The following is a 10,052-nucleotide window of genomic DNA, read 5'->3' on the forward strand; positions in this document are numbered from 1 at the left end:
ACGAATTCAACAACCGGCTTTCGGTAAACTCACCGTAAACACCGCTCCTTGTCCCGGCGCACTCTGCACGGACACGGTGCCGTGATGACGGTCCACGATCGCCTTCACGATCGCGAGGCCCAGGCCGGAGTGGCCGCCTGCGGAACCGCGTGCCTTGTCGGTGCGGTAGAAGCGGTCGAAGAGATGTGGCAGATGGTCCGCGGCGATGCCCGGGCCGGTGTCGGAGACTTCCAGTACCGCATGCCCGTTCTCGGAAAACACACGCACTTTCACGCGGCCGCCGGAGGGCTGATGGTGGATGGCATTGGAGACGAGGTTCGCCACGACCAAGGGCAGCGAACGCGGATCACCTTCCACCCGCGTGGGTTGAAGATCGGATTCGATATGAATGGAATGGGCTTCCGCCAATGGTTTCAGCAGGCCGATGGATTCCGAGGTGATACCCGTGAGATCGCATGCTTCCGCTTCAAGGCTGCCGGAGGTGCCATCCTGTCGTGCGAGTGTGAGCAATGACTCGACCAACGTGCGCATCCGGTCCGAGGCGAGGTGGCAGGTATCGAGGATGTCCTTGTATTCCTGCGGCTCGCGCTCGCGCTTCAGGCCGCGCTGGGTTTCGCAGAGGATCACGGAGACGGGCGTGCGCAGCTCATGGGACGCATCCGCGATGAACTGCTTCTGGCGGTCGATGGCGGATTGGAGCCGATCGAAGGTTTCGTTGAGCACCTGGCTGAGACGGCCAAGCTCGTTGTCGGTGTCCGCGATGTCGATGCGTTCGGCGAGATTGCCATTGGCGATGCGCGAGGCGGTGCCCGCGATCACCGAGATCGGCTTGATCGCACGGCCTGCCAGCCACCAGCCTCCGATGAGCCCGAGCGACCACAGGCCGCCGCCGCACAGCACCAGCTTCCACGTCAGGCGGGCGAGTTCGTCCCGCTCGCGGCTGAGTTCCTTGCCGATGGCGATGCCGGCGTTGTTCTCCATCATGCGGAACCACTCGCGACGGCCGTTTTCGGTGCGGAGGAATTCATAGGCATCCTTGCTGCAACCCGGCGGTTGGAGGGAGTCCGGTGCATTGGCGGAACGGAAAACCTCCACTCCGTTTTCGTCCCACGCCACGCAATAGGGCTCGCCGGATTCGCCTTCGCGGAAGAGTGCCTTGAGCACTTCCGGCATCGAGCCTTCCGGTTTGAGGTTCCGCAGGCGCTCGCGGATGACCTCGGGACTGATCGGGCCTTGGTTCGAGGTCAGGTAGCGGAACATCGCGCGGTCGAATGAACGCAACTCGCGGTCCACGCGGCGCAGGCGTTCCTCCTGGGCCACGTGATGCACCAGCAGGCACAGCGCGGTGATCACTGCCAGCAGGATCAGCGCGTGCCAGATCTGCAGGCGCCAGCGGACGGACTGGACGACGCGCCTCATTCGATGCAGTAGCCGTGGCCGCGGCGGGTGGAGATGAAGGCGTGGCCGAGTTTCTTCCGGACGTTGGAGACGTGGACGTCGAGCAGGTTGGAAAGCGTGTCGTCGTCCTCGTCGAAGAGATGGTCGTAGAGCTCCGAGCGGCTGACCACCACTCCGCGGCGCAGCATCAGATACTCGACCAGCGCATACTCGCGGGCAGTGAGCGGAATGTCTTCGCCTGCATTGGTCACCGTGCGTGCGGCGGTATCGAGCACCACATCACCTGCTTCGATGCGGCACGACGTTTGCCCGGTGGTGCGGCGGATCAAGGCGCGCAGGCGTGCAAGCAGCTCGTCGAAGTCGAAAGGCTTGGTCAGATAATCATCCGCGCCCGCATCAAGTCCGCGGATGCGGTCCGGCACGCCATCGCGCGCGGTCAGCATCAGCACCGGCACCTTGTGATCCGGACGCAGGCGTTCCAGCACCTCCCAGCCATCGAGGCCGGGCAGCATGCCATCGAGGATCACGCAGTCGTACTCCGCGGAGGAGGCCTTCGCCAAACCATCGGTGCCGTCCACCGCGGTATCGACCGCGTAGTTCTCCTCGCGCAGGCCCATGGTGAGGCTGCGCAGGAGTTGGGGATCGTCCTCAATGAGAAGCAGGCGCATGACGGAAAGGATCATTCGTGGCGGAGCGCGTCGATCGGGTCAAGGGACGCGGCCCGGCGAGCGGGCATGAATCCAAAAAGGACACCAATGGCGGCCGAGAACGCGAAGGCGATGATGTTGATCGTGGGATCGAACAGGAACGGAAGTTGTGTGAGCTTCGCCAGCAGCGAACACAGCCCTGCCGCGAGGGCGATGCCGATGATGCCGCCGACGGACGAAAGCGTGATCGCCTCCACCAGGAACTGGAGCAGGACCTCGCGCGCCCGTGCGCCGATGGCGAGACGGATGCCGATCTCCCGCGTTCGCTCGGTGACGGACACGAGCATGATGTTCATGATGCCGATGCCACCGACGAGCAGGCTCACGCCCGCGACCGCGCCGAGCAACGTGGTCATCACCTTGGTGCTGGAGCTGACCGCATCCGCGATCTGGCGGGTATCGATCACCGAGAAGTTGTTTTCCTCGTTCCGTTGCAGACCGCGGCGGTCGCGCATGAGCGAACTGATGTCTTCGACAAGTTCCTCGCTGTCCGTGCCATCGGCTCCCGAGATCATGATCTGGTCGATGTTCTGCTTCGAGGTGCGGCCGGTGAGGCGCAGCCGCAGCGTGGCCAGTGGCATGATGATGGTGTCGTCCTGGTCCTGGCCGAAACCGGTTTGTCCCTTCGGCGACAGCAGGCCGATGACCTCTACCGATGCATTCTGAAGCCGCAGCTTCTGACCGACGGGATCGGCATTGCCGAAGATCGCGCTGCGCACCGTCTGTCCGATCACGCACACCGCGGCCCCGGAGTGTTCCTCCTGCTCATTGAAGAAGCGTCCGCTCACCAGGTTCCACTTTCCGATCTCGAAGTATTCGGAGGTGGTGCCGGTGATGTTCGTATTGCGCGCGGCCTGGAGGTGGACCGTGCTGACGTTTTTTTGACCGACGGGAGCAATCCATTGCACACCCGGGATTTGGGCGCGGATCTGGGTGACGTCCCCTTCGCTGAAGAGTGGTACACCGGCGGAGGATGAGCGCGGGCCGAAGCCCTGGCCCGGACGCAGTACCAGCAGGTTGCTGCCTAGCCCGGAGATCTGCGACTTCACGGCCTCGGTCGCGCCGCGTCCGAGCGTGACCATGGTGACGACAGCCGCCACACCGATGATGACACCGAGCACCGTGAGGAAGGCGCGCGTCAGATTGCGGCGGATTTCGCGCAGGGCGATGATGAATGCATTCCAGATCACGGCGTGTGATTGCGGCGGGAAGTGTTGATGTGGTCCGATTCGATCAGGCCGTCCACGACGCGGACCACGCGCTTGGCGTAGGCAGCCACGTCATCCTCGTGGGTGACCATCAGCACGGTGATGCCGAGGTCGTCGTTGAGCTTGCAGAGCAGATCCATCACCTCGTGGGTGGTGGTGGAGTCGAGGTTGCCGGTTGGTTCGTCCGCGAACAGCGTGCCGGGTTCGGTGACCAGCGCGCGGGCGATGGCGACACGCTGCTGCTGGCCACCGGAAAGTTCCGCAGGCGTGTTCCGCTCCTTGGTGGGAAGGCCGACGCTGGCGAGAGCCTTGCGGGCGAGGGCGTGGCGTTCGTTGCGGTTGACGCCGCGATAGAGCAGCGGCAGCTCGACGTTCTCCAATGCGGACGTGCGTGCGAGCAGGTTGAAGCCCTGGAAGATGAAGCCGAGCGCATGGCGGCGCAGCAACGAGCGCTGGTCCGGATTGAGCCCTTCCACGGCGATCCCCTGGAACAGGTAGTTGCCGGTGGTGGGCGTATCCAGGCAGCCGAGGATGTTCATCAGCGTGGACTTCCCCGAGCCGCTGTGACCCATGATGGCCACGAATTCGCCTTGGTGGATTTCAAGGTTGATGCCCTTGAGTGCCTGGAACGCGGCATCACCCTTGCCGTAGGTCTTGGTCAAACCGCGGAGTTCGATCAGCGGTGCGCCATTGCCGTTGGAGGCGGGGGTGCTCATGAAGCGGCGGCGGTTTCGCTGCGGATGATGATGGCATCGCCTTCCTTGAGTTCGGGAGACGAGACTTCGGTGCGGCTGCCGTCGGTGAGACCGGTTTCCACGGTGACTTCCACCGGCTTGCCATCGCGCATGACCCATACGTGGGACTTCTCCTTCTCAGCGGAGGGAGGACGCGGGCCGGGCTTGCCACCGTTGCGCTTGCCGCCGCCTTGGTTGAATCCACGGCGTGGCGGGCCGGGCATCAGGTTCTGGACGAAGGATTTCTTCGGACCGGCATCGGCGGGATTGGCCGTGTCCTTGTTCGGGTTGAAGCGCAGCGCGGTGTTCGGCACGACGAGCACGTCCTTGCTGGAGGCCACGGAGATGTCCGCCGTGGCGGTCATGCCGGGGCGCAGGCTGAGGTCCGGGTTCGGCACTTCCAGCTCCGTGTCATAGGTGACGACGTTGTTGGTCACCTTGGAACCGTAGGCCACCATCGTCACGCTGGCGGTGAAATTGCGGTCCGGCCATGCATCGACGGTGAACACGGCCTTCTGGCTTTTTTCGACGCGACCGATGTCCGCCTCCGCCACCGCGACCTGGAGCTCCATCTTCTCCAGGCTCTCCGCGATCACGAACAACTCGGGCGCGGTGAACGAGGCCGCTACCGTCTGCCCCGGCTCCACGCTGCGGGTGAGCACGATGCCATCGATGGGCGACTTGATGACCGCTTTCGAAAGGTCGGTTTCGTTCGAACGGACGGCGGCTTCCGAGGCTTGTGCGGAAGCTTTCGCGGCTTCGAGATCGGCTTGTGCGCGATCGCGGGTGGCACGGGCGGTGTCCATCTCGGCCTTCGCCGGAGTCTTGCCGCCGCTGAGCTGAAGGAGTTCCTCCAGGCGTCCGAGATTCGCCACGCTTTCCTTGGCGGTGGCGTCCGATTGCGCCACGCGGGCCTGGGCGGTGGCGAGGTTCGCCTTCATGCTGGCATTGGTCTGCATCAGCTTGGTGGTGTCCAACTTGGCGACCACCTGGCCCTTCTTCACCTCATCGTTGCGATCCACCAGCACCTCGGCGACGGTGCCGGAAAGCTCCGAGCCGACGCTGACCTTGTTGGTGGGGGCGAGGTTGCCGGTGGCGGTGACCTCCAGGGAAATCTCGCCGCGCTTGAGCGGCTCGGTGACATAGATCGGTCCGGCATTCTGCTCGTCCAGACGATGGCGGTACCATGCACCGCCACCCACGACAACGAGGGCCAGCAGGCCGAGGATGATGACATAGCGCCAGCGGCTTTTCTTGCCGGCTGCGGCCACGATCGTGGAGAGATCGTTCGATGCGTCTTGTTTCATGCGATGGAGAAAGAAGGAGAAATCAGGAGTTGGCCGACCAGCCGCCGCCGAGGGCCTTGTAGAGCTGCACGTAGGCGGAGGAGCGGTCGGTGCGGGCGGAGATCAGGCTTTCTTCAAGACCGAGCTCGGTGCGCTGGGCATCGAGCACGGTGACGAGGTCCACGACCCCGGCGCGATAGCGTTGTCCGGCGAGGATGGAGGCCTCCCGCGCGGAAACGGTGGCGCGCTCCAGCACGGCGATGCGTTCACCGGAGCGACGGCAGGCGATCAGTGCATCCTCCACATCCGAGAGGGCCTGGAGCACACTGGAAGAATAGGCGAGCAGCGCTTGTTCCTCCGCCTCGGTTTGGATTTCGATGTTGGCGCGGATGCGGCCGGCATCGAAGATCGGGCCGGAAAGACCGGCGACGAGGCCTGCGGTGGCAGTCTGTGGATTGAAGACCTTGCCGACGGTGGCGGCATTGATGCCGAGAGATCCGGAAAGGTTCAGGTTGGGCAGGCGCTCCAGTTTTGCGGCGCGGGTCTTGTAAACGGCGGCGACCCACTGGTAGGCGGCGGAGCGGACATCCGGGCGCTGGCACACGGTGTCAGCGGGAATGCCGACGGCGAGGCCGGAGGGCGGAGAGGGGATGTCGCGTCCTTTTGAGGACAACAGGCCATCGAAGCTTCCGGGCGTCTGGCCACCGAGGAGGGCGAGCCGGTTTTTCGCCTGGGCGATCGATTGCTCCAGCGAGGGAATGGAGGCCTTGGCCTGTTCCAGACTGGTCTCGGCCTGGCGGAGGTCGAGTTGGTCGATCTGGCCGGCCTTCTGGCGCCAGACGGTGAGCTGGTAGGTTTCCTCGCGGCTCTTGAGGCTGTCCCGCACGACTTGCAGGCGGGCCTGCGAGGAACGGAGATCGAGATAGGCGAGAGCCACTTCCGAAGCCAGCGAGGACTGAACCGTATGCAGGTTCTCCACCGCCGCATTGATGTTGGCGCTGGAGGCGAGGAGGGAAGTGCGGCGCTTGCCGAAAAGATCCACCTCCCACGAAGCATTCAGGCCGGTCGAGTAGCTGATGCTGCGGCTGTCCGCGGCATTGTCACGCATGGTGGTGTTGGCACTTGAGCCGGCGGAACCGGAGAGTGTGGGGAGGAGCGAGCTGGCCTCGGACTCGCGGCTGGCGCGGGCTTGGCGGACGCGGGACATCGAGGTCTCCACGTCGAGATTGTTGGCCAGCGAGGTGGTGACCAGACGGGTGAGCGTCGGATCACCGAAGCGGCCCCACCAGCGCGAGAGATCGCGGGACGGCTCCGCCACTTTGAAACCCGCGGCGTTTTTCCATTCCTGCGGCAGCGAGACGGAGGAAGTGCCGGGTTTTCCAAAATCAACGCAGGCCGTCAGCCCCAATGCGGCAAGCACGGGCGCGACGGAAAGCCGCAGCGGGATGGAGTGCAGGGAGCGGATCGGCATGATGATGATTACCACCGTGCCAGACCGAACCTTTAGAAAAGGTGAAGGTGCGGGATTTTTCGAGCCCTCCCGTCACAACCGCCAGGGAATGCGTGACGCCGCCACTTACCTTCGAACTGAAGCCGGACCATCCTTGGTTCGCGGAGGCTGGAATCCTGCCGGAGACGATCGAGGAATTCGGACTCGGATTTTGCCCGAGGGGATGATGGCAAACCGGATCGTGTTTCCGCTTCGTGACCAGGATGGCAGACTGATCGGTCATGTCGGCCGCTTGTCGGACGCGATACTTCCGGAGGGACAAATCCGATGGAAGTACCTACCCGTCCGCGCCCTTCGCATGATCGTTTTCCCGATGCACAAGCTTGCGGGCCCGCACTCTCCGACAGTCCATTGGGTGGACGAGATTCCCTTGAAGTGGTCGTCGGATGGCAGCAGGGAACACGAAACCTTGCCGCCACTCCGACCCGTGAAGTCTCACTGTCCGTAATCCAAACCCTCCGCCAAGTGGTCGCATAAAATAACAAACAAAAACAACCGGTCGTTCCCTATGGAAAATGACCGGCTTTTTCTGATCCATCCGATTGTGATCAATTCGTGATAAACCGGTGAATTTCCCATGAGTCATGGGATTCGCCTTGTGAACCTCCATCCGATCGGATTGCTAATCACCCAGTTCCCTCCTTCCATGTCAGCAAGGCATCTCATTCTCCCGGCAGCGGTTCTCATATCCTCGGTCCGTTCCCTGTCCGCCGAAGAGGTGGGCGTTCCGATGGAGCCGACCGCGGCGATCACCAGCCCCATCGCGGATGGGACTCCGCCACCGCCTGCTCCGAGGCCGGAAACGCCGGATTTCGTGGTGAAGGACTCCGTCAGCCGGCAGGTGGATGTGGTGGAAGCATCTCCGCTGCCCGGGTTGCCGCCGGTGGCGGGAAGGATTTCGGTGACCACCCGGAAGGTCGAGAATCCCGGACTGCCGGATCTGCCGCCACCGTTGCCACCGGTTGATATGAACGATCCGGCGGTTCAGGCCCGGCTTGCGGAAATCCGCGAACGCTTCCAAGGACAGGACCAACCCGTGATCGCGATAGTTGCGGCAACCTGGTATGTGCAGGAGAAAGTCAGCCGGATCAACTGGTGGGTGGATGGGGAGCAGATGTCTTGTGTGAGTCGCCTCAACATGCTGCATTTCGGAGGATTCGGGGAGTTCAAGGTCGGGGAGCGCCGGTATGCCTTGGTGATGGGGCTGGGGTCTGAAGACACCGGCAGGCTGGAGCAACTTGCGCGCGCGAAGGGCGTGGAGTTCGTTCCTCCCGATTTGCCGGTGATTCCCGATGGCCAGGATTTCGCCGTCACCAAGGGCGATGCCGCCGATGCACAAAAAGTGCAGTTGATCCGCGATCTCCACGCGCTCTCGGCAGTGGAAGGCATCCGCATGGAAGAGGCGTACCTCGCCCGCGAGCAGGCGAACAAGGAGAAGGAAGCCTACCTGCGGGCACATCCACCCAAACCGAAGGACGTAATGATCCACTATTGGCGCGGTCAACGGCCGGAAACCAAAGCTGTCGAAGGAGGTGGGCAATGAAACCGCGTTGGATGATCACCGTGTTGCTTCCTCTTGCTCCGTTGCGTGCGGCGGAGCCCCCAAAGACCACTTTCATCCCGCTTGGAGAAAGCAGCTACCGCTTCGATTGGGAGGGCGAGGAAGGCAGGACCTATTTCGCCCAATACTCCACCAATCTCGTCGATTGGTTTTACTTCCCGGAAGTGGATCAGGGAGTGGTCCACGATCCCCTGGACATGACCCCGCTGGACGGCGGCAACCTGCCGTTGCCGAAATACTTCGTGCGGCTCAAGGTCCGGGAGCACCCGACCCTCGACCCGCGCAACGCCGACTTCGACAACGACGGCATCAGCAACTGGGACGAGTTGACCGTCTATGGAACCGACCCGCTTAAATTCAGCACCGCTGAAGATGGCAATCCAGATGGATACGAGGACACCGATGGCGATGGGATCTCGGATCAGTGGGAGCGCACGCTCATCGGGCAAAGCGCCGATCCGGGCTCATTGACCTTGGAAGACATTGATCCGGGAGACGATTTTGATGGGGACGGGGTATCCAACCTCGTGGAATACCAGCGTGGCTTGAACGGCTGGCAGAAGGACACCGATGGCGATGGCTACGGCGACCGGCTTTCGTTGGACCAGAAGGTGTGGCTGAAGTTTGACGAGACCTCCGGAACGCAAGCGAAGGACAGCAGCGGAGAAAACAAGAACGGCACCCTTGCGGCCACAGCGGCATGGCAGACGACCGGAGGGATTGCCGGAGGCGCGGTTCAACTGCATGGCGGTAGCGATGCGGTGCAGCTTTCGGCGTCCGTTCTGAATGGGGCGGGCGACCTGACCGTCAGTCTCTGGTTCAAGACGAGTGCTTTTCCTGCCAGCCAGGCGTTGCTGAGTGCCGCCCGGACCTCGCAGGCTTCGGAGCTGGCAGTCACCCTTGAGAATGGTTCCACCCTCCGGTTTTACACCGGTGGCGGGAGTTCCGTGAACTGGCCGGTGGGCCGGAGTCTGGCCAACGGCCTGTGGCATCACGTCGTTCTCACCCGCAACGTCGTCACGGGAAAGGCGGCGCTGTTCCTCGACGGGGCCTCGTTCGGCAGTCCTCAGACGGTTTCGCTGGGCACTCTTTCGGTGGAGAGCCTCGTGCTCGGGCAGCGGCATCAGACCGTCTCCTCCTACGTGTCGGCGCAGGCCTTCACGGGTTCGCTCGACGAAGTGCGGGTGTATTCAACGGTTCTTCCCTCGTCCTCCCTCGCGGAGCTTTCCGGCCCCGGCGACCTGGATCGCGACGGGCTGCCCGACAACTACGAGCTGTCGTTGTTTGGCAACCTCGCCACGCTGGCGGGCGGTGGCGACGATCTCGATGGCGACGGCACCGACAACCGCCACGAATTCGAGAATGGCTCCGATCCGAACGACTGGTACAACGGCCAGCCTCCGGTCATCACCCTGGCGTCCGGTGGTGGCCAGACGATCTACAAGGGAGAAAGGACGCGCAACCCGCTGGTCTTCCTCGTGACCCGGAGCGGCACGCCGCTCGCGAACGCGCCCGTCGATCTCAGCCACCTCGAATTGATCGGGGGGATCGAGTCTCCCGATGGGAGCGTGTCCGCCACCTCCCTCACGCTCAGGACCGATGCCCTCGGCAAGGTCTCCGTCTATTTCAAAGCCGACTGATTTCCCCC

At 63.2% G+C, this 10,052-nt stretch carries 8 protein-coding genes; 2 read left to right on the top strand and 6 right to left on the bottom strand.

The features are described from left to right. Nucleotides 1-6 precede the first annotated feature (6 nt). From KBB96_RS20590 to KBB96_RS20615, 6 genes are read right to left on the bottom strand one after another with little or no spacing between them, the layout of a single operon-like run. A complete protein-coding gene (locus KBB96_RS20590; RefSeq protein ID WP_211631378.1) occupies nucleotides 7-1,419 on the bottom strand; it encodes a sensor histidine kinase in 1,413 nt (470 codons plus the stop codon). After that, on the bottom strand, nucleotides 1,416-2,066 hold the full coding sequence (locus tag KBB96_RS20595; RefSeq protein ID WP_226373599.1) for a response regulator transcription factor: 651 nt from the start codon (nucleotides 2,064-2,066) through the stop codon (nucleotides 1,416-1,418). Before KBB96_RS20595 ends, KBB96_RS20590 begins: the two co-directional genes overlap by 4 nt. A gap of 11 nt (nucleotides 2,067-2,077) precedes the next feature. Continuing rightward, nucleotides 2,078-3,295: an ABC transporter permease gene (locus KBB96_RS20600; RefSeq protein ID WP_211631380.1), complete on the bottom strand. Its 1,218-nt coding sequence runs from the start codon at nucleotides 3,293-3,295 to the stop codon at nucleotides 2,078-2,080. Beyond that, entirely contained in the window at nucleotides 3,292-4,029 is a 738-nt protein-coding gene (locus tag KBB96_RS20605; protein ID WP_211631381.1) for an ABC transporter ATP-binding protein, read from the bottom strand. Before KBB96_RS20605 ends, KBB96_RS20600 begins: the two co-directional genes overlap by 4 nt. Continuing rightward, on the bottom strand, nucleotides 4,026-5,354 hold the full coding sequence (locus tag KBB96_RS20610; protein WP_211631382.1) for an efflux RND transporter periplasmic adaptor subunit: 1,329 nt from the start codon (nucleotides 5,352-5,354) through the stop codon (nucleotides 4,026-4,028). Before KBB96_RS20610 ends, KBB96_RS20605 begins: the two co-directional genes overlap by 4 nt. Nucleotides 5,355-5,376: 22 nt before the next feature. Beyond that, the gene (locus KBB96_RS20615; RefSeq protein ID WP_211631383.1) at nucleotides 5,377-6,804 is read right to left on the bottom strand and encodes an efflux transporter outer membrane subunit; all 1,428 of its coding nucleotides are present in this window, start codon (nucleotides 6,802-6,804) and stop codon (nucleotides 5,377-5,379) included. Nucleotides 6,805-7,489: 685 nt separating this feature from the next. Between KBB96_RS20615 and KBB96_RS20620 the strand changes: the two genes are divergently transcribed. After that, nucleotides 7,490-8,386, top strand: a complete 897-nt coding sequence (locus KBB96_RS20620; RefSeq protein ID WP_211631384.1) for a hypothetical protein — start codon at nucleotides 7,490-7,492, stop codon at nucleotides 8,384-8,386. Continuing rightward, nucleotides 8,383-10,044, top strand: a complete 1,662-nt coding sequence (locus KBB96_RS20625; RefSeq protein WP_211631385.1) for a LamG domain-containing protein — start codon at nucleotides 8,383-8,385, stop codon at nucleotides 10,042-10,044. Before KBB96_RS20620 ends, KBB96_RS20625 begins: the two co-directional genes overlap by 4 nt. The last annotated feature ends 8 nt before the right edge of the window (nucleotides 10,045-10,052 follow it).

The organism is Luteolibacter ambystomatis (assembly GCF_018137965.1).
In the GTDB taxonomy this organism is placed as follows: Bacteria; Verrucomicrobiota; Verrucomicrobiia; order Verrucomicrobiales; family Akkermansiaceae; genus Luteolibacter; species Luteolibacter ambystomatis.

Bases quoted from the DNA above. Each gene is read 5' to 3' on its own strand.
- KBB96_RS20620 (WP_211631384.1), top strand. From the start codon at position 7,490: ATGTCAGCAAGGCATCTCATTCTCCCGGCAGCGGTTCTCATATCCTCG.
- KBB96_RS20605 (WP_211631381.1), bottom strand. From the start codon at position 4,029: ATGAGCACCCCCGCCTCCAACGGCAATGGCGCACCGCTGATCGAACTC.
- KBB96_RS20595 (WP_226373599.1), bottom strand. From the start codon at position 2,066: ATGCGCCTGCTTCTCATTGAGGACGATCCCCAACTCCTGCGCAGCCTC.
- KBB96_RS20625 (WP_211631385.1), top strand. From the start codon at position 8,383: ATGAAACCGCGTTGGATGATCACCGTGTTGCTTCCTCTTGCTCCGTTG.
- KBB96_RS20615 (WP_211631383.1), bottom strand. From the start codon at position 6,804: ATGCCGATCCGCTCCCTGCACTCCATCCCGCTGCGGCTTTCCGTCGCG.
- KBB96_RS20610 (WP_211631382.1), bottom strand. From the start codon at position 5,354: ATGAAACAAGACGCATCGAACGATCTCTCCACGATCGTGGCCGCAGCC.
- KBB96_RS20590 (WP_211631378.1), bottom strand. From the start codon at position 1,419: ATGAGGCGCGTCGTCCAGTCCGTCCGCTGGCGCCTGCAGATCTGGCAC.